26 protein-coding genes and 4 pseudogenes are annotated in these 26177 nt (G+C 69.5%); 12 read left to right on the top strand and 18 right to left on the bottom strand.

What is annotated here, in order from left to right; translation table 11 throughout:
- Positions 1 to 46 precede the first annotated feature (46 nt).
- Positions 47 to 364, bottom strand: coding sequence for a hypothetical protein (locus VXC91_RS06670; protein ID WP_329505832.1), 318 nt, complete (start codon positions 362 to 364; stop codon positions 47 to 49).
- A gap of 110 nt (positions 365 to 474) precedes the next feature.
- Between VXC91_RS06670 and VXC91_RS06665 the strand changes: the two genes are divergently transcribed.
- From VXC91_RS06665 to VXC91_RS06650, 4 genes are all read left to right on the top strand, one after another.
- Positions 475 to 828: a hypothetical protein gene (locus tag VXC91_RS06665; RefSeq protein WP_329505830.1), complete on the top strand. Its 354-nt coding sequence runs from the start codon at positions 475 to 477 to the stop codon at positions 826 to 828.
- Positions 829 to 1065: 237 nt separating this feature from the next.
- Complete coding sequence (locus VXC91_RS06660; RefSeq protein WP_329505829.1) at positions 1066 to 2316, top strand: L,D-transpeptidase; 1251 nt, start codon at positions 1066 to 1068, stop codon at positions 2314 to 2316.
- A 189-nt stretch (positions 2317 to 2505) separates the two neighbouring features.
- Complete coding sequence (locus tag VXC91_RS06655) at positions 2506 to 3939, top strand: ABC transporter permease (RefSeq protein ID WP_329505827.1); 1434 nt, start codon at positions 2506 to 2508, stop codon at positions 3937 to 3939.
- Between the two features lie 82 nt (positions 3940 to 4021).
- Entirely contained in the window at positions 4022 to 4705 is a 684-nt protein-coding gene (locus VXC91_RS06650) for an ABC transporter ATP-binding protein (RefSeq protein WP_329505825.1), read from the top strand.
- Positions 4706 to 4864: 159 nt separating this feature from the next.
- On the opposite strand, the gene VXC91_RS06645 is transcribed toward VXC91_RS06650, so the two are convergent.
- Complete coding sequence (locus tag VXC91_RS06645; RefSeq protein WP_329505823.1) at positions 4865 to 5788, bottom strand: helix-turn-helix domain-containing protein; 924 nt, start codon at positions 5786 to 5788, stop codon at positions 4865 to 4867.
- A gap of 169 nt (positions 5789 to 5957) precedes the next feature.
- On the opposite strand from VXC91_RS06645, the gene VXC91_RS06640 reads away from it, so the two are divergent.
- From VXC91_RS06640 to VXC91_RS06625, 4 genes are all read left to right on the top strand, one after another.
- Positions 5958 to 6998: an NAD(P)-dependent alcohol dehydrogenase gene (locus tag VXC91_RS06640; RefSeq protein WP_329505821.1), complete on the top strand. Its 1041-nt coding sequence runs from the start codon at positions 5958 to 5960 to the stop codon at positions 6996 to 6998.
- Positions 6999 to 7280: 282 nt separating this feature from the next.
- On the top strand, positions 7281 to 7667 hold the full coding sequence (locus tag VXC91_RS06635) for a VOC family protein (RefSeq protein WP_329505820.1): 387 nt from the start codon (positions 7281 to 7283) through the stop codon (positions 7665 to 7667).
- Between the two features lie 642 nt (positions 7668 to 8309).
- Positions 8310 to 8750, top strand: coding sequence for a hypothetical protein (locus VXC91_RS06630; RefSeq protein WP_329505818.1), 441 nt, complete (start codon positions 8310 to 8312; stop codon positions 8748 to 8750).
- 129 nt (positions 8751 to 8879) lie between these two features.
- Positions 8880 to 10616 (top strand): S8 family serine peptidase, encoded by a 1737-nt coding sequence (locus VXC91_RS06625; RefSeq protein ID WP_329505816.1) that lies wholly within the window; start codon positions 8880 to 8882, stop codon positions 10614 to 10616.
- A 114-nt stretch (positions 10617 to 10730) separates the two neighbouring features.
- Here the strand turns inward: VXC91_RS06625 and VXC91_RS06620 are convergent, their stop codons facing one another.
- From VXC91_RS06620 to VXC91_RS06610, 3 genes are all read right to left on the bottom strand, one after another.
- On the bottom strand, positions 10731 to 11453 hold the full coding sequence (locus VXC91_RS06620; protein WP_329505815.1) for a DUF2637 domain-containing protein: 723 nt from the start codon (positions 11451 to 11453) through the stop codon (positions 10731 to 10733).
- Between the two features lie 23 nt (positions 11454 to 11476).
- Entirely contained in the window at positions 11477 to 11650 is a 174-nt protein-coding gene (locus VXC91_RS06615) for a hypothetical protein (RefSeq protein WP_329505814.1), read from the bottom strand.
- 265 nt (positions 11651 to 11915) lie between these two features.
- A complete protein-coding gene (locus tag VXC91_RS06610; protein ID WP_329505812.1) occupies positions 11916 to 12785 on the bottom strand; it encodes an alpha/beta fold hydrolase in 870 nt (289 codons plus the stop codon).
- A gap of 72 nt (positions 12786 to 12857) precedes the next feature.
- Between VXC91_RS06610 and VXC91_RS06605 the strand changes: the two genes are divergently transcribed.
- Positions 12858 to 13823, top strand: a complete 966-nt coding sequence (locus VXC91_RS06605; RefSeq protein ID WP_329505811.1) for an ArsR/SmtB family transcription factor — start codon at positions 12858 to 12860, stop codon at positions 13821 to 13823.
- Positions 13824 to 13844: 21 nt separating this feature from the next.
- A pseudogene (locus tag VXC91_RS47430) lies at positions 13845 to 13973 on the top strand (IS630 family transposase); the annotation flags it as partial.
- Positions 13974 to 13984: 11 nt separating this feature from the next.
- On the opposite strand, the gene VXC91_RS06600 reads toward VXC91_RS47430, so the two are convergent.
- The 7 genes and pseudogenes from VXC91_RS06600 to VXC91_RS06570 all read right to left on the bottom strand — a co-directional run.
- Positions 13985 to 14929, bottom strand: coding sequence for a 3-hydroxyacyl-CoA dehydrogenase NAD-binding domain-containing protein (locus VXC91_RS06600; protein ID WP_329505810.1), 945 nt, complete (start codon positions 14927 to 14929; stop codon positions 13985 to 13987).
- A gap of 32 nt (positions 14930 to 14961) precedes the next feature.
- Positions 14962 to 15264 (bottom strand): acetoacetate decarboxylase family protein, encoded by a 303-nt coding sequence (locus VXC91_RS06595; RefSeq protein WP_329505809.1) that lies wholly within the window; start codon positions 15262 to 15264, stop codon positions 14962 to 14964.
- 60 nt (positions 15265 to 15324) lie between these two features.
- Positions 15325 to 15488 (bottom strand): annotated as a pseudogene (locus tag VXC91_RS06590) (acetoacetate decarboxylase family protein); the annotation flags it as partial.
- Positions 15489 to 15511: 23 nt separating this feature from the next.
- The gene (locus VXC91_RS46935; RefSeq protein WP_408057339.1) at positions 15512 to 15742 is read right to left on the bottom strand and encodes a hypothetical protein; all 231 of its coding nucleotides are present in this window, start codon (positions 15740 to 15742) and stop codon (positions 15512 to 15514) included.
- 97 nt (positions 15743 to 15839) lie between these two features.
- Positions 15840 to 16144, bottom strand: a pseudogene (locus VXC91_RS06580) (hypothetical protein); the annotation flags it as partial.
- Entirely contained in the window at positions 16141 to 17427 is a 1287-nt protein-coding gene (locus tag VXC91_RS06575) for an ATP-binding protein (RefSeq protein ID WP_329505808.1), read from the bottom strand. The gene VXC91_RS06575 and the pseudogene VXC91_RS06580, both read right to left, overlap by 4 nt.
- Positions 17428 to 17539: 112 nt before the next feature.
- A pseudogene (locus tag VXC91_RS06570) lies at positions 17540 to 17800 on the bottom strand (SDR family oxidoreductase); the annotation flags it as partial.
- A 407-nt stretch (positions 17801 to 18207) separates the two neighbouring features.
- Between VXC91_RS06570 and VXC91_RS06565 the strand changes: the two are divergent.
- Entirely contained in the window at positions 18208 to 19434 is a 1227-nt protein-coding gene (locus tag VXC91_RS06565; protein ID WP_329505807.1) for an acyl-CoA dehydrogenase family protein, read from the top strand.
- A gap of 92 nt (positions 19435 to 19526) precedes the next feature.
- On the opposite strand, the gene VXC91_RS06560 is transcribed toward VXC91_RS06565, so the two are convergent.
- The 6 genes from VXC91_RS06560 to VXC91_RS06535 form a co-directional block, all read right to left on the bottom strand.
- Positions 19527 to 20114, bottom strand: coding sequence for a GAF domain-containing protein (locus VXC91_RS06560; protein ID WP_329505806.1), 588 nt, complete (start codon positions 20112 to 20114; stop codon positions 19527 to 19529).
- Between the two features lie 29 nt (positions 20115 to 20143).
- Complete coding sequence (locus tag VXC91_RS06555) at positions 20144 to 20746, bottom strand: GTP-binding protein (protein WP_329505805.1); 603 nt, start codon at positions 20744 to 20746, stop codon at positions 20144 to 20146.
- On the bottom strand, positions 20724 to 21104 hold the full coding sequence (locus VXC91_RS06550; protein WP_329505804.1) for a DUF742 domain-containing protein: 381 nt from the start codon (positions 21102 to 21104) through the stop codon (positions 20724 to 20726). Before VXC91_RS06550 ends, VXC91_RS06555 begins: the two co-directional genes overlap by 23 nt.
- Positions 21105 to 21106: 2 nt before the next feature.
- Entirely contained in the window at positions 21107 to 21523 is a 417-nt protein-coding gene (locus tag VXC91_RS06545; protein ID WP_329505803.1) for a roadblock/LC7 domain-containing protein, read from the bottom strand.
- A gap of 41 nt (positions 21524 to 21564) precedes the next feature.
- Positions 21565 to 23103 carry a sensor histidine kinase gene (locus VXC91_RS06540; protein WP_329505801.1) on the bottom strand — a complete coding sequence of 513 codons (1539 nt, stop codon included), beginning with the start codon at positions 23101 to 23103 and terminating at the stop codon, positions 21565 to 21567.
- Positions 23104 to 23670: 567 nt separating this feature from the next.
- The gene (locus VXC91_RS06535; protein WP_329505800.1) at positions 23671 to 24789 is read right to left on the bottom strand and encodes a hypothetical protein; all 1119 of its coding nucleotides are present in this window, start codon (positions 24787 to 24789) and stop codon (positions 23671 to 23673) included.
- Positions 24790 to 25014: 225 nt separating this feature from the next.
- Between VXC91_RS06535 and VXC91_RS06530 the strand changes: the two genes are divergently transcribed.
- Entirely contained in the window at positions 25015 to 26169 is a 1155-nt protein-coding gene (locus tag VXC91_RS06530; protein ID WP_329505798.1) for a cystathionine gamma-synthase, read from the top strand.
- Positions 26170 to 26177 lie beyond the last annotated feature (8 nt).

Genomic DNA, 26177 nt, shown 5'->3' with positions numbered 1-26177 from the left:
CCGGACCTCGTGGCGCCGGGGTCCTTGGTGCGCTACGTCGGGCGATTCAGAGGTCCATGCGTTCCCGGCGCACCGAGTACGCGACGAACCCCGCCCCCAGGCACAGGAAGAGAGTGCCCCCCACCACGTACGGGGTCGTGTTCACGGCTCCCGTGTCGGCCAGTTGGGTGCCCGTCGCCGTGGTGTCCTCGGCCGTGTCCGTCTCCGTGGACGTGTGCAGGGACGTCGAGGTCTGCTCTCCTGGCGCGTGCTGCGTCGCGTTGGCGGACGGAACGAACCACAGGGCTCCCAGGAGGGTTCCCGCGGCGGTGGCGGTCAGCAACGTCCGGCGGGTGGTGGACGTCGATCGACGTGCGGCGGACACGAAATACCGATCCCCCTGTGGCGCTTGCGAATTGGCCGTGTGGGGCGATGCTAGTGAAAGACGCGGGTCGCGGGAAAGTCGCGCCCCCTCAGGGCCGTACGCTGCCCGCCATGAGCACTTCTGAGACATCACGTTTTGTCCGCCTTCGTGTGGATCTGGTCCTCGAGATCGAGGACGCCGACGCCGTCACCAAGGCCGCGCTGTGCCGCATCGCGGATGACGCGGACATGCCCGAAGGGGAACGTGCGTACACCGAGAGCGCAGTGACGGAAGACACAGCCGAGGCCCTGGCGTACCTGGTCGACCCGTCCGACCTGGTCAGCGAGGTGCCGGGGGTGGAACTCGCCCAGGCCTCCTGGAGCAGTGAGGAGATCGACTACGACGCGGACTCGCCGGACTGGCTCCTCGGCGGGGATGATGAGGCGGACGGCGACGAGGACGACGAGGAGGCCGGACTCCGCTGACGTGTCTTGGGGAAATCGTGACCCCGGGCGGCAACCGGCGCCCGGGGTTCCGTCGTCTTCAGGAGTGTTCCCAGGCGTCCCGCACGGCACGGACGCCCCCCTGCGCCCCCGTCGCACCGACGTGGCGTGGCCCACACGTCCAACGGATGTGGAACGGGGGCGGCCGGCCGTACCGTTGATGATTCCTGCGGGAACTCAAGGGGTTTGGGGATTTCGGCAACGATGGAGAAGCGTGTGATGACGAACAGTAAGCGGCGCAAGGGTCTCGTGACCGCGTCCGCACTGCTCGGCGGAATGCTCGTGCTCGCCGCGTGCAGCGGAGGCGGCGAGACGGCCGGTGGCAAGGGTGGCGACTCCACCTCGCAGGCCAAGGTCGACGAGGCGGCCGCCCGGAAGGCCTCCGAGGCACAGATCACGATCACGCCGTCGGACGGCTCCGACAACGCCTCCATCAACAACGCGGCCAAGGTGACGGTCGCCAAGGGCACCCTCACCGACGTCGCCATGACCACGGAGTCCGGCACCCCCGTCGACGGGCAGATATCCGCGGACAAGAAGAGCTGGGCGCCCAGCGGCCAGCTGGCGCGGGCGACCACCTACAAGGTCGCCGCGACCGCCAAGGACTCCCAGGGCCGTGACGCGCACGAGAACGCCTCGTTCACGACCGTAGCCCCGGCCCACTCCTTCATAGGCAACTTCACCCCGGAGAACGGCTCGATCGTCGGTGTCGGCATGCCGGTCTCGATCAACTTCGACAAGGCCATCACGAACAAGGCGGCCGTGCAGAAGGGGATCGACGTCACCTCCAGCAGCGGGCAGCAGGTCGTCGGGCACTGGTTCAACGCCAACCGGCTCGACTTCCGCCCCGAGCAGTACTGGCAGGAAGGCTCCACCGTCACCTTGAAGCTCAACCTCGACGGAGTCCAGGGCGCGAGCGGCGTGTACGGCGTGCAGCAGAAGACGGTCACCTTCAAGATCGGCCGCAACCAGGTCTCGTACGTCGACGCGAAGACCAAGCAGATGAGGGTCACCCAGGACGGCAAGGTCGTCAAGACCATCCCGATCTCCGCGGGCGCGCCCGACCACACCACCTACCAGGGCCAGATGGTGATCTCCCAGAAGTTCACCCAGACCCGGATGAACGGCGCGACCGTCGGCTTCAAGGACTCGGACGGCAAGGGCGAGTACGACATCAAGGACGTGCCGCACGCCATGCGCCTGACCACGTCGGGCACCTTCATCCACGGCAACTACTGGGGCGCGCCCTCCGTCTTCGGCAACGTCAACACCAGCCACGGCTGCGTGGGCCTGCAGGACAAGAAGGGCGCGAAGGATCCCGGCACCCCGGCCTCGTGGTTCTACGGCCACTCGATGATCGGTGACGTCGTGGTCGTCGCCAACACCGGCGACAAGACCGTCGCCCCCGACAACGGCCTCAACGGCTGGAACATGAGCTGGGCCCAGTGGACGGCGGGTTCGGCGGTCTGACGCCGAAGACCCCGCCCGTCACCACCACTTCACCGAGGCGCTCGCCGCCCCTCACGGGGCGGCGAGCGCCTCGGTCGTCTCGCAGGCCCCTCACAGGTCTTGCGGCAGCAGGAGGGCCGGCACAGGCTTTTCATCGTTCTCTTATGTCCGGCTTATGGGTTCATCAGGGTGCGTCCCTAGCTTGCGGCCATGTTCTTCACCTACCTGAGGCGCGAACTGCGCCGCCGGAGAAAGGCGGCCCTCGTCGTCGCCTCCGGGCTTGCGTTGGGCATCGCCCTGGTCATCGTGGTCAACTCCGTGTCCTCCGGCATGGGGAAGGCGCAGGACAAGGTTCTGCAGTCGCTGTACGGGCTCGGCACCGACATGACGGTCACGAAGGCGGCGGCCCCTCCGTCGAGCGGCTCACAAGGGCCGCGCTTCAACTTCGACGCCCGCAGTGACGACTCCGAGGCGACTCAGAGCAGCGACCGCGTCATGGTCCAGGGATTCGAGACCCTGGCCGACGGCACGGTCGGCAAGGTCGGGTCGCAGAGCGGTGTCTCGGACGCGGTGGGCGGACTGAGCCTGCGGGTCATCAAGATCAGTGGCCAGTTCACTCAGGGCCGGTTCAGGCAATTCCAGAACGGCGGCGGGCAGCGCGGCCGGGGCGGAGCCACCGGGGGGCCCGAGGGCCGCGTCGAGGGTGGCGGCGCCGACTTCGACGTCAACAACTACTCCGTCTACGGCACCGACGTCACCAAGCCCGCCCTGGGCCCGCTGACCTCTTCGAAGATCACCAGCGGCCGTACGTTCAAGACGACCGAGACGGACGCCGAGGTCGTCGTCGCGGACTCGGCGTACGCCAAGGAGAAGAAGCTCAAGGTCGGCAGCACCGTCACCATCAAGAACGTCAAGTACCAGGTGATCGGCATCGCCACGGCCGACAGCGGTGACTCGGCGGCCAACCTCTACATCCCGCTGAAGCAGGCCCAGACACTCGCCGACGCGAAGAACAAGGTCACCACGATCTACGTCAAGGCGACCGACTCCCAGCAGATCGCGGCCGTCAAGAAGACCATCCAGAAGAACATCTCCGGGACCACGGTCACCACCTCCTCGGACCTCGCCTCCACCGTCTCCGGCTCGCTGTCCACCGCCTCCAGCCTCGCCACGAGCGTGGGCAAGTGGCTGTCCATCGTGGTGCTCGTGGCCGCGTTCCTCGTCGCCGGACTCCTCACCTCCTCAGCCGTCTCCCGTCGAGTGCGGGAGTTCGGCACCCTCAAGGCGCTGGGCTGGAAGTCGGGCCGGGTGACCCGGCAGGTGGTCGGCGAAGCCGTCGTCAACGGCCTGGTCGGTGGGGCCCTCGGCATCGCGCTCGGCCTGGCGGGCGCGTACGTCGTGACCGCCGTCAGCCCGACGCTGCAGGCTCAGCTCGGCGGCGGAGCCGGTGGTGGCGGTTTCGGCGGGGGTCCCGGTCGACAGGCCGCAAAGACCCTGGAGGTCGCACTCACGGCGCCGGTCAGCGCCACCACCATCGTCCTCGCGGTCGCCCTCGCGGTGGCCGGCGGTCTGATCGCCGGCGCCTTCGGCGGCTGGCGCGCCTCGCGTCTGCGCCCCGCGGACGCCTTGCGCCGCGTCGAGTAGCACCCGCCCCGCACACCTTGCGCGGTCCGGGGCCTGTCGTCACGGCAGGCCCCGGCCCCCTTCCCATTCCAGGAGTTGCACCATGTACGAACTCAGAGGCGTCACCAAGCGCTACACGCGGGGCAAGGAGACCGTCCTGGCCCTGGACGGTGTCGACCTGATCATCGGCGACGGCGACCGCCTCGTCATCCAGGGACCCACCGGTGGCGGCAAGTCCACGCTGCTGCAGATGCTCGGCGGACTGGACAAGCCGACCGCCGGCAGCGTCGACCTCGACGGCGTCGACCTCGCCAGGCTCTCCGAGGCCAGGCTCACCAAGGTGCGCAGCGAGAACGTCGGCTTCGTCTTCCAGTCCTTCAACCTCGTTCCGACGCTCACCGCCCAGGAGAACGTGGAGACGGCCCTCGTGCCGCTCGGGGTGAAGGCGAAGAAGCGGCGCGAACGGGCCGCCGAGGCCCTGCGGTCCGTCGGGCTCGAAGAGCGGCTCGGGCACCTGCCGGGCGAGATGTCGGGTGGTCAGCAGCAGCGCGTGGCGATCGCCCGTGCGCTGGTGAAGCAGCCGAAGGTGCTGCTCGCCGACGAACCCACGGGGAACCTCGACGAGTCGATGCGCGACGAGATCATGGACGTGCTCGAACGCATGTGGAAGGAGCACGGGCTGACCTTCGTCATGGTCACCCACGACTCCTCCATCGCGAAGAAGGCCCCGCGTCTGGCGACCATCCGCAAGGGGCGGATCACGGTCAAGGAGAACGCGGCACGGTAGGCCGCTCGGCGCAAGATCATTTCTGCGCCGAGTGATCCGACGGCGGACGGACGGCCCGCAGAAGCGCAGCTTCCGGCGGGCCGTCCCTGTCTCCGGCGTACTCGGCTTCCCGGCGTACAGCGAGCGGGGCGCGCGGCCCCCGCCGTGGGCGGGGGTGGGTCAGCGGCGGGGCGCGGTCGTGCCCGCGCGAGTGGCGTCCGTACCCCAGCTCCCCAGCAGCCGCAGCGCCTCCGCCGACGTGGACCCCGGCTCTGCGTGGTAGGTCACCAGCGACAGCTCACTGTCGTCCGGCAGCCAGAACGACTCGCACTGCAGCGCAAGATCGCCCACCAGCGGGTGCCTCAGTTGCTTGAGCCCGTGGCTCTTCTCCTTGACGTCGTGCGTCGCCCACAGCCGCCGGAACTCCGCGCTCTTCACCGACAGCTCCCCGACGAGCGCCGACAGCCGTGGATCGTCGGGATGGCACCCCGCCTCGTAGCGCAGCTGGCACACGATGTCGATCGCCTTCTGCTCCCAGTCCACGAACAGATCGTGGTACTCCGGCCGCAGGAACATCATGCGCGCCCAGTTCCGCTCCTGCTGAGGCAGCTGGGCCCAGTCCCCGAAGACGGCCGCGGCCATCCGGTTCCACGCCAGGACCTCCGCGCGCCGCCCCCCGATGTAGGCCGGGACGCCGTCGAAGGCGTCCAGCAGCTGGCGCAGCGAGGAGCGCACCTGCTGCGACCGCGCCGATGGCTTCTTCTTGTGCGCCTTGGGCTTGGCGAGGTGCGTCAGATGTGCGTGCTCCGCGTCGCTCAGCCGCAGTGCGCGGGCGATGGCGTCGAGTACCTCCGCCGACACGTTCCGTCCGTTGCCCTGCTCCAGGCGCGTGTAGTACGCCACCGACACCCCGGCCAGCTGCGCCAGCTCCTCGCGCCGCAGCCCCGGCACCCGCCGGTGCCGGCCGAAGTCCGGCAGGCCCACGTCCTCGGGCTTGAGCCGGGCCCGCCGGGAGCGCAGGAACTCGCTGAGCTCCGCACGCCGGTCCAGGGCCTGACCGGTTCCGGCTGCGGGCCCCTGTACGGAGTCGGGCGTCACATCCATACGTCCAGTATTCCTGGTCGTACGACCAGGAGCCTGACCCCGTCAGTGGTACGAACGCCGGACGTACACAAAGCCGTGGCCTGGGTGGAGCCGGTGCACTCCGGCAGGCTGGACAGCGTGCCCGGTGGAAGGCAGCCGGGCACATGACCCCCCAAGGAGAAATTCCGGCATGACCACCGTTGCTGCGTATGCCGCACCCGCCGCCAAGGCCCCGCTCGAGCGCACGACGATCGAGCGCCGCGAGGTCGGTGAGTTCGACGTACTGATCGACATCAAGTTCGCCGGCATCTGCCACTCGGACATCCACCAGGCCCGCGAGGGATGGGGCGAGGCGATCTTCCCGATGGTTCCGGGGCACGAGATCGCGGGCATCGTCTCCGCTGTCGGTTCCGGCGTGACCAAGTTCAGGGTCGGTGACCGTGTGGGCGTGGGCTGCATGGTCGACTCCTGCCGTGAGTGCGAGAACTGCCGGGCGGGCCTCGAGCAGTACTGCCTCAAGGGCATGATCGGCACCTACAACGCCCTCGACAGGAACGGCGAGCCCACCTACGGCGGCTACTCCGAGAAGATCGTCGTCGACGAGAACTACACCGTGCGCATCCCGGACGGTCTCGCCCTCGACGTGGCCGCCCCGCTGCTGTGCGCCGGCATCACCACGTACTCCCCGCTCCGGCACTGGAACGCGGGCCCCGGCAGGAAGGTCGCCGTCCTCGGCATGGGCGGCCTGGGTCACATGGCCGTCAAGCTCGCGCACGCCATGGGCGCCGAGGTGACTGTGCTGTCCCAGTCCCTGCGCAAGAAGGACGACGGGCTCAAGCTGGGTGCCGACCACTACCACGCCACCAGCGACCCGCAGACGTTCGAGGAGCTGCGCGGCACGTTCGACCTGATCGTTTCGACCGTGTCGGCGCCGCTGGACTTCGGCGCCTTCCTCTCGCTGCTGAAGTCGGACGGCGCGCTGGTGAACGTGGGTGCGCCCGAGGAACCGATCTCGTTCAACCTGTTCTCGCTGATCTCGGGCCGCAAGACCCTCGCCGGCTCGGCCATCGGCGGGATCCGCGAGACCCAGGAGATGCTGGACTTCTGTGCGGCGCACGGTATCGGCGCGGAGATCGAGCTGATCAGCGCGTCCGAGATCAACGACGCGTACGAGCGGGTGCTCAGCAGCGATGTGCGGTACCGGTTCGTGATCGACGCGGCCACCATCTGAGGATCCGGTGACCACGGCGTGAGGCGGCCCCGTGGCCGCCTCACCCCGTTCGCGGGCCGTCGTGGCCGAGGCCCGTCGGCGCGGGCGATGGGACCACCGAGGAGCGCCCGCGCACCGTGCGTCGCCACCGGTCACGGCCATGCCTGGCTGTCCTCCCCCCGGTGGCCCACGGGCTCGGTCGCGAGTCGGAGCGGGACGGGACCAGAGACGGATGGATTCGGCCCGTGCGACCGCCTAGCGTGGAAAGTGGTCCTGGCACCGAGGGGGAAGGAGGCCCGACCGATGGCAGTCGAACTCAATCACACGATCGTCGCCGCCCACGACAAGACGGCATCCGCACAGTTCCTCGCGGATCTGCTGGGTCTGCAGGTGGAACCGCAGTACGGCCCGTTCATACCCGTGCAGACGCCGAACGGCGTGACGCTGGACTACATGGACACAGACGATTCGATCACGCCCCAGCACTACGCGTTCCTGGTCTCCGAGGACGACTTCGACGCGATCTTCGCCCGCGTGCGCGCCGCGGGCTTGACCTACTGGGCGGACCCGCACCACGACCACCCCGGCGAGATCAACCACAACGACGGCGGCCGGGGGGCGTACTTCGACGACCCGAACGGACACAACCTGGAGATCCTGACCAGGCCGTACGGCAGCGGCGAGGACTGATTTTTCTCCGCGGTCCCGGGGCCGGCGTACCGGGACCGGCCGCCCGCGGCCATCGTGTGCCCCGGGCCGTGCCCGGAGCGGAACTCCGTGAGCGCAGGCGCGACTTCCGGCCTGGTGCGCCGTGACCGCGCCGTGGGCGTCGTGATTATGCCCTCCAGCGCTCAGGGGTTTCTGCGGGAACTCGCGAACTCCCCTGTGGAGAGGGGGTGTTGCTGGGCTCGGTGGTCTTCCGGCGGCCGACCGCGGGAGCCGGCCCTTCCCCGATGGAGCCCAGCCGCCCGCACCTCGGCCGATGCGACGCGGCCGCGGAGCAGGGGGGTCGGCCCACCGTCCGTTGCCCGGGGCATCCGAACCGGGCGGACCGTCTGTTCCGGCGGTGACCTTCACCCGGGTGGCGGGAGATCCCGGGACGGTGCGCCCGGCCCTCCGGAGGCGACGCCGGGCCCTCGGAACTGCGCCTGCCAGGGAAACCACGCGCCGTGCACGTCCGTGCCCCGCCAGCGGCGTGTCCCCCGGAGGCGCCCATCCGATTGCGGTCGAGGCGGCGCCAACTTAGCTTCAGGGCGTCGGACTTCTCCCGACAAAGCCCACATAGATCCGTATGTCGGCTTCCCCTCCCATGATGCCGTGAATGGAGCATTCATGTCGGTGATGACCGGAGCCCAGCCCACGCAGCAGTTCGGCCCGCAGGTGGGCGGCCCGCAGCAGCAGATCACGCAGATCGTCCAGCAGTCGATCCAGCAGGCCTGTCAGCAGGCGAGCCAGCAGATCGCCCAGCGCATGCAGCACCAACTTCAGCAGGTCCAGCAGGTCCAGCAGCAGCTCCAGCAGCAGGGCTTGGCCCAGCAGGCGCATCCCTACCTGGCCATCGCGCTGCACCACACGCTGCACGCGGGCATCCGGCAGGCCGTGGAACAGTCCGTGCAGCAGGCGCTGCCGACCGCCATCGTGGCCCTGCTGCAGCAGAGCCAGCAGGGCCAGCAGCAGTGGGGCGGCCAGCAGTCGTTCGGGCAGTCCTTCCCGCAGTACCAGCAGCCGGGCTTCGGCTTCGGCCAGATGGGTCAGCCCTTCGGTATCGGCTGACCCCAGGCGGCGCGCGATGCGGTGTGCCCCGGGACCGGCTCCCGGGCACACCGCATCACCGTGGAAGCGCGAGCCGCCCGTCGCCGGATCAGGAGCAAGGACGACATTTCCGTGGTGAAGGTGGATGTCATGGTCAAGGAAAGGCCCGGAAACAACCGCGAGAGCGGGTCCGAGGGCGCGGCGGCGGGAGGGCCGGGGCCCGAGGGGAAGGACGCGGGGTCACGCAAGAAGGGCGCGCAGTCACCGATCACGGTGCAGCCGCGCCGGGAGCGGTACATGGTGACGCCGCTGCCGCAGCATCTGCTCCCACCGGGAGTGGCCGAACTCAGCATGGACGCGGTGTGCGATCGGCTGGAGCGGATTCCGGAGGTGAGGGTGATCCGCAGACTTCGGCCCTCCGAGCGGCTGCAGTCGGCCGGGGTGCACCCCTCCTGCCCGGAGATCGCGGTCGTCGAGGCGGCCGAGGCGCAGGTACCGGCGATGCGATCGCTGCATGTGCACATCGAACCGGATCCGCCGCTGTCCGGGACCGGACTCGCCGCCATGCCGACCGCGGGGACCCTGCCTCTGCGTGATCCGGGGCTGGTCGTGTCGCTGGAACAACCCGTGGAGATCACGTTGCGCGTCTGCGGCGCGGACGGTGAACCGCTCTTTGGTGCGGCGGTGTTCCTGATCGGGGCGACCTGGCCGGGCCAGGGCATCACCCGGGACGACGGGACGGTCACCATCAGCCTGGCGACGGACACCGTCGAGTCCGTTCAGTCGCTGTACGTCCGCCCCGCGGGCGGTTACAACGACCGCTGGATCCACCGCCCCGACCTCTCGGAGACCCAGGAGAACCTTGTCACCCTCACGCCGCTGTCCAAGGTGTACCCGGAGCTCGATGAGCGGCAGCAGTACGGCTGGGGTCAGCAGGCCATGCGACTGGACCGGCTGCCTCCCACGTTCCGCGCCTTCGGCGTCAGGATCGGGGTCATCTGTTCGGGCGTCAGTGCCGAGCACCCCGACCTGAAGCAGCGGGTGCGTTCCGGGGTCGATCTCGTCCGCGGCACGGCCGAGGGCTGGGCCCACGACGGGATGGGCAGCGGCACGCACGCCGCGGGCATCATCGCCGGGGCGGACACCGGCAAGGGTGTCATCGGCATCGCCGTCGACGCCGAGGTCGAGGTGTGCCAGGTGATGCCCGGCGGACACTTCAGCGACCTGATCGCGGCACTGGACCACTGCATCGAACGCGAGGTCGACATCGCTCACATCGACGTGGCGACGCCGTACCCGTCGGCGCTGGTCTCCCGCAAGCTGGCCGACGCCAACGCGGCGGGGATCGCCTGCGTCGCCCCCACGGGCGACACCGGAGGGCCGGTCGCCTTCCCGGGCTCGCTGCCCACCGTGTTCGCAGTGGGTGCGCTGGGGGTCTTCGGCTCGTTCGCTCCGGACACCTCCCAAGCGACCCACACCGGGCCGCCGTTGACTCCGGAAGGAATGTTCGCCGCGCCGTTCAGCTGTTACGGCCCCGGGGTCGACGCCGCCGCTCCCGGCGTCGCCGTCCTCTCGTGCGCGCCGGCGGGCGGATACGCGGCCCTCGACGGCACCGGCACGGCATCGGCCCATGTCGCCGGTCTCGCCGCCCTCGTCCTCGCCCACCACGAGGACTTCCACGGCCAACTGCTGCCGCGCGGGCCCGGGCGGGTGCAGCACCTGTTCGAGATCATCGCCGCGAGCTGCCGCCGGCTGGCCGCCCCGGGCACGATGGAGGCGGCGCGCGTCGGACGCGGTCTGCCCGACGCCCTCGTCGCCCTCGGTCTGGCCCCCGGGGTGCAGCTCGCACCGGCCCTGTCGCCGTTCGTCCCGACCCTGGCCGGTTAGGGCCTCGCACGGCGGACACACGGAACGGCACCCGCGCTCCCTGCGGGTGCCGTTCCGTGTGTCCGCCCGAAGTCCGTGGATCCCGCCGAGGGGCCCGGGGGGCGCGTCCCGGTGTCAGCCGCCGTTCGCCTGCTCCTTGCCGGGGGCGGCATGTCGGGGGCGGTGTTTGCACGAAACCTGGCCGACGAGCTCCCGGAAACAGACCAGCGCGGTGATCGGTGGAATTCCGACGATCACCATCGAGAGCAGAGTGTGGGCCGAGTTGCCGATGCACAGTGCCACCGCCGTGGCGGAGGCGACGAGGATGACCACCCACGACCGCCGAGCGGTCCGGTGCTGGAAGGAGGCCCGCAGAATGGACAGGGCCGCCACGAACCAGGGCCCGTACACCGTCAGTGGCCACCATTGCGCCAGCGGCTCCGGAAGCACCGTCGAGGCGATGGCGTGGAGCTGGTTGTACGAGTAGGCGATGGACCAGCCGAGCATGGCCACCGCGCAGGCGGCGATGGTGGCGACCAGAATCGTGCCAGGGGTGACTTTCTGGCCGCTGTCGAGGAGGTGGGCACCTGGCCGGGGGCGCCGCCGGTCGATCCTGTGGCGGTGCTGCCCGTCCAAGGGGGGCGGAGCGGGGGCCGCGCTGGACACCGTGGACAGCATCTGGGCCAGTTCCTCGTCCGGATCCCAGCCGTTCGGTGCCATGTCCGGACCGGGTGCGTTCCAGACATGATGCGCCTCGAGGGGATCGACGGTGTACGCATGCCGCCCCAGCGCGTCGTAGTCGTTTCTCAGGTCGAACTGAATGTCGTAGAGGCTCGGCTCGCCTTGAAGCCTGTCCATTCTCAGCTCCTCCGCGTCCTCGCTCAGGACGCTCCGTCCATGGCGCGCAGATATTCGCTTTCCATGTCGCCGATCTCCTTGAGGAAGTCTTCAAGAAGGTCCGAGCAGCCCTTGGCGAGTGCCTCACCGCCTGTCGGGTCGTGCCAGGCGGCTCCACTTCCGACGGGGATCTGATCTTCCGGTTCGTTCCAAGTCACGATCACCTAACGAGCGCCATACGGAGGAAGCTATCCGGCATTCGGGGGAAAAAATCGATGAAGAATCGTTCCTGCGATGTGATGACCGTATCTCTCCGACGAAATTCAGAAAATGCGCGCAAGCGCACGTCAGTGAATAGCATTTCACTCTCCGCGAGACCCCCAGGTGAACCGGCTCGGGGGCCGGTACACCGGGCCGGGTGCCGCGCGAGAGGTGGCTACGGGCGCGAGACGCCTGCAGGGCACCGTCGCTGTCTGGAGATCATCAATGACTGAGATTGCGGCGACGGGTGGTGGCTTGTCCCAGGAACGCCGCGGTGGCTGCCACGAACCGGTCCGCGTCGTCGAGCCACGGGAAGTGCCCGGCTCCGGGCTGGACGGCGAACTCGGCGTTCGGGAACAGCTCGGCAAACTCGGCCGTCGCGGGCGCAGGGGCGCCCGGATCGACCTCGCCGGCGAGCAGGAGTACCGGTGACTGGAACCGGGCGAGCGCCGCGCGGGTGGCGTCCGGGTCGTAGGCGCCTTCGGCGTTGAAGGCAGCCACGACCTCCGTGTTCATCCGCTCATCCTCAGCGGCCCTGTGGGCCCGAGCCGCTTCGTCCCAGCGGCCGTAGGAGAACGGCGCGATGGCCTGCCGGCTGTCGGCGGTGGCCTGGCCCGCCCCGATCGCCTCCAGGGCCGCGAATGCCTCAGGGAACCACGGCTCGTCCCGGCGCGGCTGGACGGTCTCGCGCCGCAGTTCTCCGGTGATCGCGATTCCGACGGCCCGGACGCTCGGCGTGATCAGCGCGAGCCGGCCCACGCGTTCCGGCCGGCGGCCCACGTACTGCACGGCCAGATTCGCGCCGGCGGAATGCGCGAGCAGGTCCATCCGGTCCAGGCCCAGATGCCCGCGAAGGGCCTCCACGTCGTCGACGAGCCGGTCGCAGCGGCAGGAGGCGATGTCCGCAGGCGTCGCGGACCGCCCGGTGCCGCGAAGGTCCAGCATGATCAACTGCCGGTGCGCGGACAGGCCGCCGAGTTCGCCCAGGTAGGCCGATTCCTGCGGTCCGCCCGGTAGGCAGATCACAGGCCGGCCGTCCCCGATTACGCGGTAGGCGAGTTTGGTTCCGTCGTATGAGGTGAAGAATTCCATGCCGGACAGCCTGGGGGTGGCGACGGGTGTCGGCCTATCGTTTAGCTACAGCTACATGATGGGGCGGCATGGATGGCGGTCGAGATCAGGTTCACCGCGGCGTCGGTCGCGAAGGTGCGGTTCGCCGTCTCGCCGCTGGGCGAGACCGTGCTGGCTCTCCGGATCCTGTTGGGTACGGCCGGGCATGCGGTGCATCAGCCGTGGGCGCGCAGGGCGCGGCCGCTGCTGGCAGGTGAGCGCGAGTTGCCGCTGCTGCGGGCGCTGATCGCCGGGTCGCTGCCGTCGTTCCTGTTCCCGGTGCCGCAGGAGCGGCTGCCTTCCATGTCGACAGAGCTGGAGCTGCTGCGGGCCACGGGAGAGGCCTTCTTCCGGCGGGAGTACGGCGCCGTTCTGGGCGTACCAGGCGAGGAGGTCCCCGAGCCGGCGGCGGTGCTGCCACGGCTTTCGGAAGCGCTCCACCGCTGCCACGAGCTGCTGATCGCTCCGCAGTGGGGCCGGATGCGCGCGGTGCTGGAAGCCGACGTCGGCAGGCGGGCGCTCACCCTGGTGGACGGTGGAGTCCAGGCGCTGTTCGCCGAGCTGCACCGGGATATCGCCTGGGACGGTGGCCAGTTGGTGGTGCACGGCCGGCGCACCCCCAACTCGGCCTACACGGTGGACGCCGGCGGACATGGCCTGGTCCTGCTGCCCAGCGTCTTCAACTGGCCGAATGTGGGCGTCGACAAGTCGCCGGTCACAGCCGCGTCGATCCGCTATCCGGCGGTGGGTGTCGGCCTGCTCTGGGAGCCGCCCTCTCAGGAGCTGACGGGTCTGGCCCCGGTGCTGGGCCACACCAGGACGGCGGTGCTCGCCGCCCTGGCTGAACCCCTGACAACGGCGGCCCTGGCCGGCCGCCTGGGCATCACCCCGAGCGCGGTCTCTCAACACCTGGGTGCGCTGCGTGGGGCGGGCCTGGTGTCGACACAACGCAAGGGCCGCACGGCGCTCCACCTGCGCACGGAACGAGCGAACCACCTGCTGGGTGACTCCGCCCCGTAAGTCGCGCTGTGCGAGAGGGATGGGGTAGCCGGCGCCCGCTGCAAGCCCGGTGCCGGCCGACTGCGGGCCTTGGAAGCGGTGTTGGACGCCGGCCTGGCCGCGTGCGGCTGGAGCGACCAGTGCTGGACCTCGGCCCGGATCGCGGAGGTTCCGTGGCCGGCTCAGCCGTGGCCGAGGGCACGCATGACAGCGATCTGCGCGCGGTCGCGTTCGGCGGCGAGTTCGTCGACAGTGCCGCCGAAGTCCTTGACCTGCTCGTTCAGCAGCTGCTTGGTGGGTTCGTCGAACGCGACGTCCTCCTTGACCATCGCGGCCCAGTGGCGCTCCATGCCGACGCCGAGGCGGTCCATGAAGTGGGCCAGGCCGCCCTCGCCGCCACCCAGGTGGAAGCTCCGGAAGGGGCCGGCGACGGCCCAGCGCTGGCCGATGGACGAGGTGACGATGTCATCCAGTTCCTGCATGGTGACCACGCCTTCGCCGACGAGATGCACGCACTCACGGAACATCGCCGCTTGCAGGCGGTTGGCGACGAAGCCCGGAACCTCCTTGCGCAGCACCTGGGGGCGCTTGCCCAGTCCGAGGTAGAAGGCGCGGGCGCGTTCGGTCGTCTCCTTCGACGTCCGGTCGCCCGGTACCACCTCCACCAGCGGCACCAGATGGGGCGGGTTGAAGGGATGCCCGATGACGAGCCTTTCCGGTGCCTTGAGGACAGTGGCGATCTCGGTGGCGGGGATGCCGGAGGTGGAACTGGTGAACAGGGCACCGGCAGGCGCGTTGGCCTCGATCACGCGCCACATCTCGTGCTTGACCTCCAACCGCTCCGGGCCGTTCTCCTGCACCAGGTCCGCCGTACGGACGGCGGTGGCGAGGTCCGGCTCGAAGGACAAGCGGGCGGTGAGCGCGGAGGTGTCCAGCCCGAGCGCCGTCAGCGCCGGCGTGGCCTCTGCGATGGTCCCCCGCACGGCATCATCGACGCCCGGCTGCGGGTCGCTGACGGTGACGGACAGGCCACGGGCCAGGAACAGCGCGGCCCAGGACGCGCCGATGACACCTCCCCCGACCACGGTGACGTTCCGGATTCCGGCGATGCCGGCGTTCTCGGACATACGGGATCCCTTCGGTGCTCGTCGTACGGGGGTCAGGCCAGGTGGTCGTGAACGACCTCGCCCCGGCCCGGGCCGAGGTCGGTGAGGATATGGGAGGCGGAGACGGTCTCCAGGACCGGCAGGTCCGCGAGCGGGGCCAGTGCATGGGCCAATAGCCGCAGCCGGGCCCGACCACTCCAGGAGCCCTTGACCGTGACGTCGGTGATCTGCGAGCGGACGGGTGCGCAGATTCGCGGCGACCCGTCGTGGTTCGGCGGCTTCTTGAGTATGAATGTCGGCTGTGTGAGCCTCGCGCACGCCTTCCCGGTGCCCGGCGGCGCGTGCTTGTGGCCCATGGTCGCCCGAGCGACGGGAAGGGAGCCGACATCCGCATGACCTCGAAGCAGACCAACGGCTCCACCGCCCGCAGCGGCTCGGGAACCACCCTGTCGAGGGCCTCGGGATCCGTTCGGCAGGTGATTCTCAGGTACTTGCGGTCCGTGAACCGGTAGGGGCCCCTGGGGAAGGTGGAGGCGTCCAGCGGTGCGGTCGGCGTTCGGCCGACATCCTCAGCCCGCATGGCTCACCCTTTCGCGTCACTCCTCAATAAATCGACGATAAGTGGATGATTCGCCAGGCACACCTTGCGCGATCCCAAGAACCGGCCGTCGTCCTGCGCCGGTCCCGATGCCTCCCCTCGCGGTTCGGGTAGATCAGGTAGTCCGGTCTGCCGCCGAAACGCTGCTCGATGAGGTCAGCGACCTGGTTCTTCATGGTGTCGGAGAACGCATCGCCGTTGAGGAAGACCGGATCCGGTCCGGCGGTACGGGCGATGTCGGCGGTGCGGTACCAGCCGGCCGTAGCGCTACGCCGTTCGGTGGGGCCTTTTCGAAGGAGACCATGCTGCCGCGGATGCCTGCGCGCATGAGTCCGGCGAGGGGGAGTCCGGTACCGCCGGCCGCTTCGCCCGGGCCGGAACCATGGGCCCCTCGTAGCCGCGCTCCCGGCACCAGCCGAGCCAGGACAGCACCCCCGCCCGGCGGGAGTTCCAGGTGTTGACCGCCGTGGTGCCCCAAGGCGGTTCGAGGGGCTTCGCCGGTCTCGTCGTCCGCCACCGACGACTGCGGCCGAGCCTCGCCGAGCCGTCCTGCCCACCCCGATCCCGTAGTTCCGGACCGTGTTCGGGTTGCCGAGCGAGTACGGCCCCGCGCCGCAAGAACCCGGTCGCGGCCTCAGAGCCGGCTGTACTTCTCGATGTCCTCGGTGAACTCCTCGATCGCCCGGGCGGTGAGCGTCGGCCGGGTGTCGGCGATGGCGGTCAAGTAGTCCTCGGTGCCGGCCGGTTCGCCCTGCCGAAGCGTCACCTCGCGTTCGAAGGCCGCCTGGGCTCCCTTGCGGGCGGCGAACTCGATGTCGGCCGGGGTGAACAGTTCGCTGGCCTCCACCAGCCGGGGCAGATCCACGGAGTCGACGGCGGCCCTGAGATAGCGGGTCCAGATGGCCCCGCGGGCAGTGGAGTCGGGGGGCCCGATCGGGATGACGTAGTCGAAACGGCCCGGCCGCAGAAACGCCGGGTCGAGCGAGCGGACCGAGTTGGTGGCACAGATCAGCAGCCGAGCGCCGTGCTCACGAAAGTTGGGGATGAGTTTGAGCAGTTCGTTGGTCACCCCGTGCCCCGGGTCGACCGCCCGCCCGGACCGCACGCCCGCGATCTCCTCGACCTCGTCGATGAAGAGCAGGACCGAGTCCAGTTCCACCAGGTCGGCGAAGACCTCCCGCAGTGCCGCGGCCAGCCCCTCACTCGTGTCGGCCGCCAGCCGGGACGGGAAGAGCTCCACGAACGGCCACGTGACCCGTGAAGCCACGGCCTTGGCGAAGCTCGTCTTTCCGGTGCCGGGCGGACCGAACAGGATGACCGCCTTCGGCGGGGCGACGCCGTAGCGGTCGGCCAGCGCCGGCTCCGTCAGCGGCAGCACGATCCGGCGTTCGACGACCTGTTTCTCCCGCTCCATGCCGGCCATCCGGTCCCAGAGGCCCTGGGCCAGGATGCGGCCTCCCAGCGCCCGCAGCACGTCGGTGTCGGCCGACTCCCGCGGTTCGAGCTTCTCGTAGTAGGTCAGATCGTCGCGGGACAGAAAACCTGAGTGATCCAGAGCCTTCGTCCCGGCAGCGGCGGCGGGCAGAAGGGCACTGATCCGGCGCACGCCGCGTGCCCGCAGGCGCCGTTCCAGCTCGGCGAGCAGGGCGCTGCCGATCCCGCGTTCGCGCCACCGGGAGGCGAGCGCGACCAGCAGGATCCAGGCCCGCTTGCCGTGTGCCTGCGCCACCGCCATGCCCACCAGCTCGTCGCCGACGACCGCGACGACCGCCGTGTGGCCGCCCTCGACCGCGGCCATCACTTCGGAGACCGGGAAGGCGGGGCGCTCGTCGGCGGGACGGCTCTGGTCCCAGATCTGGATGGCCTGGTCGAGGTCGTCGTCGTGATAGTCGCGCAGACGCCATGCGGGCATCGCCACCACCTCGCAGGTGCGGAGTGTCCATTGTCTCCCGCCGCCCCATAGGCCGCCGAACGGGGCGGCACGGCGCGCGAGAGCCCAGCGGTGCCGGCGCCCGGCTCGAAGAGCGGCCGGCCGCCGTTACGCCTGGTGAGAGGGCGGTCACCCGCAGGGAGTCGCCGGCTTCTTGGCGCAGCCTTTCGCAGATGGCCCGGGTCGCGAACTTGGTTCCGGCGTAGACCGCCATGGCCGGCACGATACGGAACGCGGCCGTGGACGCGGTGGTGACGAAATGACCCGAGCCCTGCGCCGGGAAGACCGGCAGCGCGGCGCCGATTCCGTGCAGCACACTCGTCAGCGGCCAGGGCGCTGAGCATGCCCACGGGCGCACCGGAATATCCGTGCCCCTGTGATGTTGGCCGAACAGCGCCGATCGGTGCCGAGCGTCCTTCTGCGGCAAGCCCTTCTCGGCCGGTGGGTGGGTGACTGAATGCGGTGCCCGCTCAACTGTGCGCTCCACCGGTGACTGCCTGGTGGTGGCTCCGTGTCCGCTCCGGGCGGGCTCAGTTTGCGCTTGCGCCACCTCGCCTCCACTAGGCTTCAGTCAGAGCAAGTGCCCTATCGCATCTCACAGTTAAGGTTGTTACGCAAGACACAGTGTTTGAGTCAACACCGGTGTCGATCTTGGCCGAGATGGATCGATAAGGCGACAATCATACAGACGGTCTGCCTGGACGCGGAGAACCACTGCCAGAAGGACGTCCCCGCATCCGAGGGGATGTGGAGCAGCGCGAAGGAGGGGTTGTGCAGCGGTACTTCACCAAGCCCTGGCACGATGATCTGCGGCAGCGTGTGAGGGAATTCGCCGAGCGTGAGATACGGCCCCGCATAGGGGAGATGGAGGCGTCCCGGGCCGTGGCCCACGAGGTGTCCCGGCTGATTGCGCGGCAGGGATGGATCGGTGTCACGATCGGCCGGGGTTACGGCGGCATGGGGGCCGGGCACCTGGCCAAGACGATCATCATCGAGGAACTCTCCCGGGTCAGCGGGGCCATGGGGGCAATGGTGCAGGCCAGCCAGCTCGGCGTGGCCAAGATCATCCATTTTGGCAACGATGTCCAAAGGAGAACCTGGCTGCCGAAGGTCGCCGCCGGGGACTGCCTACCCACGATCGCGACCACCGAGGAAGGGTCGGGCGGCCACGTCCTCGGGATGGCCTCGACCGCAGTGCGTGACGGCGACGACTACATTCTCAATGGCCACAAGGTCTTCGTCGGCAACAGCCATGTCGGCGACGTGCACGGTGTGGTCGTCCGTACCGGTGAGGGCTCCAAAGGGCTGTCGGCCTTCCTCGTCGAGAAGGACCGCCCTGGCTTCTCGCTGGCCCCGCACCAGCCCGCCATGGGCTTGCACGGTTTCTCTTTCGGCAAGCTGATCTTCAGGGACTGCCGGGTGCCGGCGGCGAATCTCCTCGGTGCTGAGGGCGACGGCCTGGCTGTGGCGTACTCATCCAGTGTGCTCTACGGCAGGCCCAACCTGACCGCCGTCAGCTTGGGCATCCACGCGGCGGTCTTGGAGGAGACGACCGCCTTGTGTATCGAGCGCGAGCGGTACGGCAAGCCGCTCGGTGCGCTGAGCAACATCAAAATCAAACTGGGCCAGATGCAGAGCCGCTTGATGACCGCCCGGCTGGCCGCGTACCACGCGGTGCATCTCCTGGACCAGGGCCAGCCTTGTGACGCGGAGCTGATGAACGCCAAGGTCCTCAACGTGGAGGCCGCCCGGGATTCGGCTCGCGACAGCATGGACATCCACGCCGCGAGCGGCCTGCGCACCGACCGCCCGGTGGAACGCTATCTGCGGGACGCCGAGCACATCCATGCACCGGCCGGCACGTCCGACGTTCAGTTCCTGCGCCTGGCCGAGCATGCGCTGGGTACGGCCAAGGGCCAGTGGTCCGAGCGTCTGACCGATCTGGTGCGGACCGATTCAGCAGAGCAACTGGGGCAGTTGGAGACGACTGCCGTATGACTACTGGGAGCCACGGACACAGCGTCGTGCCCGCGGCTCCCGATTCGCAGTGTGAGATGGGCTTTCACACCCAAAGCAGGTGCCCGGCCCGCTCAGAGCCGACCGCGCTCTTCTATCTCGCGCAGGCGGTCGACCATCCCCTGGGCGAAGCCCTTGATGGTCTCCAGTCCATCCCGCCCCCAGGGTGTGGGCTCGGGGGCAATGGCACAGACCGTGCCCAGAGCCATTCCCGTGTTCCAGTCGATCAGCGGTGCACCGATGTAGGCCCGGATGCCGAGCTCGTCGATGACCGGGTTGCCGGCGAACTTGCGGTAGGCGAAGACGTCCTCCAGCACCAGCGCCTTGCGCCGTACGACCACGTGCGGGCACCAGCCATGATCCCGCGCCATCACTCGGTCGTTGTCCTTCTGCTGGGGGCCCAGTTCCACGCCCTGCCCGTCGGCCGGGGTGAACAGACCGGCGAAGTACTGCTGCTCGGGTCCGATGAAATTGACCATGGCGTACGGGGTGCCGAGGGTGCGGGCCAGGTCCCGGGCGACGGCGTCGAACTCGGCGACGGGCGCGTTGCCGACGCCGATCGCGCGCAGGCGCTCTATCCGGGCCGGTGCGTCCAGGTCCTCGGGAGTCACCAGCATCTGGGAGGTCGGGTCGTACTGCGGGTGGGGGATTGGCGCGGTCATGTAAGAAGCAGCTCCTTCGACGGCGTGTATCAGTGCAGCGGGGTGGGCTCCGCCGGCGACATGCCGGGAGCCGGGGCGAGCAGGTGCTCTACGAGCTCGATCAGTACGGACGTGGCGGAGTTGCACTGCCGGGCGTCGCACAGCACGACGGGCACGTGCGGCTTGAGGGCCAGCGCGGCCCGGACTTCGTCGGGCTCGTAGTGGTAGGCGCCGTCGAACTGGTTGACGGCCACCACGAAGGCGATGCCGCGGCGCTCGAAGAAGTCGACCGCGGCGAAGCACGCGTCGAGCCTGCGGGTGTCGGCGAGTACCACCGCGCCGAGCGCTCCACTGGAGAGCTCGTCCCACATGAACCAGAACCGTTCCTGGCCGGGTGTGCCGAAGAGGTACAGGACGTGGTCCCGGCTGAGGGTGATGCGGCCGAAGTCCATCGCGACGGTGGTGGTCGTCTTGTCCTCGATGCCCTCCAGGCTGTCTGTACGCGCGCTGACCTGGGTCAGGAGCTCCTCGGTGCTCAGCGGTGCGATTTCGCTCACTGCCCCGACGAAGGTGGTCTTGCCGACGCCGAATCCTCCGGCGATCAGGATCTTCAGGGCAGTGGGAAAGGGCTCAGAGGCGCTTTCGTAGGCCATGGAGCACCTCCTCCAGGATCTTCCGGTCGGTGGGGGAAGCCGCCTCGATGGGGCGGGGCGCCTGCGTTGTCAGCGCGTTGTGCCCCACGAGGTCGGACAGCAGGACTTTGGTGACGGTTGCCGGCAGATGCAGATGAGCCGCAACCTCGGCCACAGAGATGGGGCGGGCTCCACACAGGTCCAGGACCAGGTCGCAGTCCGGGCCCAAATAGGTCTTCGGCCGGGTGCCGGTGGCCATCACAAGGCTGAGAAGGTCGAAATGCACGGTGGAGCGGGTGCGGCCGTTGCTGACGGTGTAGGGCCGGACTAACCGTCCGGCCTCATCGTCGAGCCACGCCCCGTCCTGTGACTCCGTCATCCTCAATGCCCCGTGCCGGGCGTCTGGGTCCTGGCAGGTGTCGCGAGATACGGGCGGACGCTCTTGACCAGCATCGCCATCTCGTAGCCCAGCACCGCCGCGTCGGCCTCCCGGTCGGCCATCACCGCCAGGCAGGCCCCGGAGCCCGCCGCGGACACGAACAGCAGGGCGGTATCCAGCTCGACGACCACCTGGCGCACATCGGCCCCGTCGGCGAACCGGACGCCGGCGCTGCGGGCGAGGGAGTGCAAACCGGAAGCCAGGGCGGCCATGTGGTCGGCCTCGTCGTCATTGAGCCCTTCAGCGGCCTTCCTCAGGCCGTCCGCGGACAGCAGGAGCGCGCTGCGAGTGCCAGGCACCCTCTCCACGAGGCCCTTCAACAGCCAGTCCAAATTCTGGGTCTGCGCGTCGCTCACCATGGTGGTGTCTTTCTCCTTGGGGGGTGGTATGAGATCGGCAGTTAGCGAGAGTCGTCGGCTGAGCCGTCGGAGGCCTCGTCGGCCAGGTCGAATCCTCGCCGGAAAGTGGCCATCAGTCCCGGATCGGCTTCTCCCGCCTGCTTGCCCCCCGTCGTGCGTGCAGCGGGCGTTACCCTGAGCGGCGCCACCAGGTGCTCCTGGGGCTGACGCTGTGGCAGCTGGGGCCGCCCGATGCGGGGATCCCCGTCGTAGGGTCCGAGGTCGTGGGACGTCGGGCGCCGGACGGGCTCGGTCGGCCGCTGGGGCTCCCGCTGCGGTCGAGGCGCCGATGCAGCCACAGGAGGGTGTGCCTGGGGCATCGGACGATGTGCAGGCATCGGCTCCGCGGTATTGAGCTGCGGGCGCACATACCCCGTCTCGCCTCCTGCGTGGAGAGCGGGAGGCTGGGGCACGGCAGGCGCCACGGGCTGGGGGGCCTCGACGGGCGCTTGGCGCTGAATCTCCGAGGACTCGTCACCGATGAGCCCGTGCGGCAGGACCAGAATCGCCTGAATGCCGCCGAAGATGTTGCTCTGCAGCCGGACGGCGATGCCGTGGCGGCGGGACAGCTCAGAGACCACGTACAGGCCGATACGGCCGTCGACGAGCAGCTTGCTGAGGTCGACGCGGTCAGGCTCGGTGAGCAGGGAGTTGAGCCGCGTCTGCTCCTCCGGAGAGATGCCCAGGCCCCGGTCCTCCACCTCGATGGCCAGCCCGGCCGTCACCCTCTGGGCGCGCAACATGACATGGGTGCTCGGATCGGAGAACTGGGTGGCGTTCTCCAACAGCTCCGCCAGCAGATGGATGACGTCGGCGACCGCGTGCCCGCGGAGCGACCCTTCGATCGGCGGGACCAGCTTCACCCGGGAGTAGTGCTCGATCTCGGAGATCGAAGACCGTAGCACCTCCATCAGGGTCACCGGCTTGCTCCACTGACGACGGGACACGGAGCCGCCGAGGACCGCCACGTTCTCCGCGTGCCGGCGGATACGGGTCGCCATGTGGTCGACATGGAAAAGCCCCGTCAACAGCTCGGGGTCCTCGACCTCGTTCTCCAGGGCCTCAAGCCTGCTGAGCTGACGGTGGGCGAGCGACTGGAGCCGCCGGGCGAGGTTGACGAAGACCTCGACCCTCTCCTCGGCGGCCGCCGGATCGGTGTTCTGAGCGAGCTGCGCGGCCTGGGCGAAGAAGGCGGCCCTGGCCTCGTACTGGGCAAGACCGATCTCGTAGGCAAGGTGGCCGAGGGCATCGGTCTCGGCGGGGGCCTGTTGCGGGAAGTAGGGCTGCGGCACCCGTTCTCCCCGGTGCAGTGCACCCGCCATCGCCTGGAGTTCATCGCGGCCCCTGGAGACGGTCCGCGCCAGGGAGGCCTGGCGACGGGCCGATCGGCGGGCCTCGCCCGCGGCAGTCCGTGCGGCGCCGATCAGAACACTGACGCCGAGCACGCCGACACCGGTGAGGACGCCCCAGGTGGCGGCATCGGCCGTGCCGGCCTGAGCACGCAGAACGTAGACGGCAAGGGCGGTTGCGAGCACACCCATGACGGCTGCGGGTACGACTGCGAGGCGAACCAGCCTGGCTCGGGCGGCGGGATCTGTCGTCTCATCCTCTGGCGGCCTGCCGTGCCTGCTTCGCGCCAGGCCTGCCACGGCTGGACGACCGGCTTCAGGGCGCGCTGCATATGCCGGAGATTCAGACATGAGAGTCCTCTCGATCAGCCCGGGGGTACACAGCAGTACACCGCCGTCCAACCGTCAACTCGGGTACTCGAACGGACAGTTAATAGCACCGTCAGCCTACGCCAAGCTCATGAATGTGCAGTAATCACATCCCGTCACTGATCACCGCAAAACACTCGACCTGACCTGCTGAAACGATTCCTCCGCTCTGCTGAGGGGTGTCCTACGTTTCAGACGCGGGCCTGATCCGATCATTCGTACGATCAGGGCCCCGGGTTCGGCTGCTCAAGGTGAGCCGCAGGACGCCTCGGCTGAGCCGCCAGAACGTGCGCTCGGCACCCCGGAAGCAGCCGAGGGCGAAGCCGGTGGTCGGGCGCCGCGCGCCGGTAGGCGGCGTCGGACCGCCGCTCCGCGGAGCGGCCACCGTACTCAGCGCGGCAGTGTCGCCGGGCTTCCGCCGTTCGCCTCGTACCCCGCCACCGCCAGGGCTCGGTACACCGCGTAGTCCGCGGCCGGGTCGGAGGTCAGGGTCCAGGGCAGCGCGCCCACATGGCCGTCGACATGGACCAGCTGGGCCATCGCCTCCGCCCAGCGTTCGCTGCGGACCAGGAAGAAGACCAGGAGGTGGCGGACGTGCGCCAGCATCGGGTCGTCGGAGCGGGCCGACTGCACCGCGAAGAGCGCGCCGTGGATCGCCTTCGTCACGACCTCGCTCTGGTAGAAGCTGCTGACCAGGTTCACCTCGGGGAGGTGCTCGAAGACCGCGAAGAGGGGCATCGCGGCCAGGAGCGAACCCTGCGGTGCGCGGGCCGCCGCCGACTCCGCGAAGGAGTACGCCAGCTCGCGCGAGCCGTGCCATTTTTTGCACCAGTACTGCAGTGCCGCCAGGTGCGCTCCCATGTGGGCCGGCGCGCGGTCCAGGATCTTCAGCCACAGCTGCTCGAACTCCGGCCTCAGGTAGCCGAGGCCACGGGCCACCGAGAGCTCGATGATGTAGGGGACCGGGTCACCAGGGGCCAGCAGCGCCGCTTCCGCGCAGGCGGACTTCGCCTCCTCCATGATGATCCGGAACTCGTCCGTCCCCGGAGTCGAGGTGCGCCACGCCTGCTGCACGAGGAACTCCGCCTGCACGGCCGCGCCGCCGGCGTCCTTGGGGGCCTCGGCCCGCCACACCCGCAGCCACTGGCCGCCCGGGATCTCGCTCACCCCTCCGGGCCGGTGCTGCAGCTCGAGGGACGCGGCCCCCGCGAATGCCTGCACCCGCTGCCAGCGCGTCTCGCCCTCCGTCTCCGTGCCGGCCAGGAGCTGCGCGGCGGCGCGGTAGTCCTGCGTGCGCTGCACCACGTCCAGGACGTCCAGCAGGTCCTGGTCGAGGCCGGGCATGCGGACGTCCAGCTCCTCCTGGCGCACGAAGCCGTAGTTCGCGGGGTCCGCCGCGTCCGGGTCGCCCGGCGCCACCTGCTGGATGCGCGCGCGCCTGCGCGAGAGGACGGGCAGCAGGACCACGCTGAACAGGGCCGCCGCCATCAGGACCCAGAGAATCTCCATGCCTCCAGCGAACCAGACGGGTCCGGCACTTGGCCAACCCGGTCGCCGGGCCTGTGGAAAACCGCTTCCGTCGTCCACCGTTCCGGGCAGCCGGCGCGGTCACCGCTCGGGTGCCCTCGCGCTCAGCCCTCCCCGTGCCCGTGCTCCCGGGCCCCGTTCGCCAGCGTCGGTGCCGAACTCGCGAGGCCCGTCATCAGCGCCGCCGGAGCACTACCCTCGGTGCTCATGAGCGACAGGCACATCAGTCAGCACTTCGAGACCCTCGCGATTCACGCGGGGAACACCGCCGACCCCCTGACCGGCGCGGTCGTCCCGCCGATCTACCAGGTGTCGACCTACAAGCAGGACGGCGTCGGCGGGCTGCGCGGCGGCTACGAGTACAGCCGCAGCGCCAACCCCACCAGGACCGCACTCGAGGAGAACCTCGCCGCCCTGGAGGGCGGCCGCCGCGGCCTCGCGTTCGCGTCCGGACTGGCGGCCGAGGACTGCCTGTTGCGTACGCTGCTCAGCCCCGGCGACCACGTGGTCATCCCGAACGACGCGTACGGCGGCACGTTCCGTCTCTTCGCCAAGGTCGTCTCGAGGTGGGGTGTGGAATGGTCGGTCGCCGACACCTCCGATCCGTCGGCGGTACGAGCCGCGCTCACCCCGAAGACCAAGGCCGTGTGGGTGGAGACCCCCTCCAACCCGCTGCTCGGCATCACCGACATCGCCGTCGTCGCCCAGATCGCCCGTGACGCGGGCGCCAGGCTCGTCGTCGACAACACGTTCGCGACCCCCTACCTTCAGCAGCCCCTCTCGCTCGGTGCGGACGTCGTCGTGCACTCCCTGACCAAGTACATGGGCGGCCACTCCGACGTCGTCGGCGGTGCGCTGATCGTGGACGACCAGGAGCTCGGCGAGCAGCTGGCGTACCACCAGAACGCGATGGGCGCGGTCGCCGGCCCGTTCGACTCGTGGCTGGTGCTGCGCGGCACCAAGACGCTCGCCGTCCGCATGGACCGGCACAGCGAGAACGCCGCCCGGATCGCCGACATGCTCACCCGGCACGCGCGCGTGACACGCGTCCTGTACCCGGGCCTGCCGGAGCACCCCGGTCACGAGATCGCCGCGAAGCAGATGAAGGCGTTCGGCGGCATGGTCTCCTTCCAGGTCGAGGGCGGTGAGGAGGCGGCGGTCGAGGTCTGCAACCGCGCCAGGGTGTTCACGCTCGGCGAGTCCCTGGGCGGTGTGGAGTCGCTCATCGAGCACCCGGGGCGCATGACGCACGCGTCCGCGACCGGTTCGGCCCTGGAGGTCCCCGCCGACCTGGTTCGTCTTTCGGTGGGCATCGAGAACGTCGACGACCTTCTGGACGACCTTCAGCAGGCCCTCGGCTGACCGCGCGA

Origin of the sequence: Streptomyces chiangmaiensis, assembly GCF_036281785.1 — a bacterium.
Lineage (GTDB): Bacteria > Actinomycetota > Actinomycetes > Streptomycetales > Streptomycetaceae > Streptomyces > Streptomyces chiangmaiensis.
Note: the sequence above shows the minus strand (reverse complement) of the source record. Positions and strands in the feature narration are given on the sequence as shown.

What these genes read in the sequence shown, in the direction of transcription:
- VXC91_RS06665 (WP_329505830.1), top strand. Translation starts at nt 475, where the DNA reads ATGAGCACTTCTGAGACATCACGTTTTGTCCGCCTTCGTGTGGATCTG.
- VXC91_RS06535 (WP_329505800.1), bottom strand. Translation starts at nt 24,789, where the DNA reads ATGGAGATTCTCTGGGTCCTGATGGCGGCGGCCCTGTTCAGCGTGGTC.
- VXC91_RS06630 (WP_329505818.1), top strand. Translation starts at nt 8,310, where the DNA reads ATGTCGGTGATGACCGGAGCCCAGCCCACGCAGCAGTTCGGCCCGCAG.
- VXC91_RS06625 (WP_329505816.1), top strand. Translation starts at nt 8,880, where the DNA reads ATGGTCAAGGAAAGGCCCGGAAACAACCGCGAGAGCGGGTCCGAGGGC.
- VXC91_RS06620 (WP_329505815.1), bottom strand. Translation starts at nt 11,453, where the DNA reads ATGGACAGGCTTCAAGGCGAGCCGAGCCTCTACGACATTCAGTTCGAC.
- VXC91_RS06545 (WP_329505803.1), bottom strand. Translation starts at nt 21,523, where the DNA reads ATGGTGAGCGACGCGCAGACCCAGAATTTGGACTGGCTGTTGAAGGGC.
- VXC91_RS06640 (WP_329505821.1), top strand. Translation starts at nt 5,958, where the DNA reads ATGACCACCGTTGCTGCGTATGCCGCACCCGCCGCCAAGGCCCCGCTC.
- VXC91_RS06660 (WP_329505829.1), top strand. Translation starts at nt 1,066, where the DNA reads ATGACGAACAGTAAGCGGCGCAAGGGTCTCGTGACCGCGTCCGCACTG.
- VXC91_RS06555 (WP_329505805.1), bottom strand. Translation starts at nt 20,746, where the DNA reads ATGGCCTACGAAAGCGCCTCTGAGCCCTTTCCCACTGCCCTGAAGATC.
- VXC91_RS06605 (WP_329505811.1), top strand. Translation starts at nt 12,858, where the DNA reads ATGGCGGTCGAGATCAGGTTCACCGCGGCGTCGGTCGCGAAGGTGCGG.
- VXC91_RS06595 (WP_329505809.1), bottom strand. Translation starts at nt 15,264, where the DNA reads ATGGGCCACAAGCACGCGCCGCCGGGCACCGGGAAGGCGTGCGCGAGG.
- VXC91_RS06635 (WP_329505820.1), top strand. Translation starts at nt 7,281, where the DNA reads ATGGCAGTCGAACTCAATCACACGATCGTCGCCGCCCACGACAAGACG.
- VXC91_RS06610 (WP_329505812.1), bottom strand. Translation starts at nt 12,785, where the DNA reads ATGGAATTCTTCACCTCATACGACGGAACCAAACTCGCCTACCGCGTA.
- VXC91_RS06655 (WP_329505827.1), top strand. Translation starts at nt 2,506, where the DNA reads ATGTTCTTCACCTACCTGAGGCGCGAACTGCGCCGCCGGAGAAAGGCG.
- VXC91_RS06600 (WP_329505810.1), bottom strand. Translation starts at nt 14,929, where the DNA reads ATGTCCGAGAACGCCGGCATCGCCGGAATCCGGAACGTCACCGTGGTC.
- VXC91_RS06530 (WP_329505798.1), top strand. Translation starts at nt 25,015, where the DNA reads ATGAGCGACAGGCACATCAGTCAGCACTTCGAGACCCTCGCGATTCAC.
- VXC91_RS06645 (WP_329505823.1), bottom strand. Translation starts at nt 5,788, where the DNA reads ATGGATGTGACGCCCGACTCCGTACAGGGGCCCGCAGCCGGAACCGGT.
- VXC91_RS06560 (WP_329505806.1), bottom strand. Translation starts at nt 20,114, where the DNA reads ATGACCGCGCCAATCCCCCACCCGCAGTACGACCCGACCTCCCAGATG.
- VXC91_RS06650 (WP_329505825.1), top strand. Translation starts at nt 4,022, where the DNA reads ATGTACGAACTCAGAGGCGTCACCAAGCGCTACACGCGGGGCAAGGAG.
- VXC91_RS06550 (WP_329505804.1), bottom strand. Translation starts at nt 21,104, where the DNA reads ATGACGGAGTCACAGGACGGGGCGTGGCTCGACGATGAGGCCGGACGG.
- VXC91_RS06540 (WP_329505801.1), bottom strand. Translation starts at nt 23,103, where the DNA reads ATGGGTGTGCTCGCAACCGCCCTTGCCGTCTACGTTCTGCGTGCTCAG.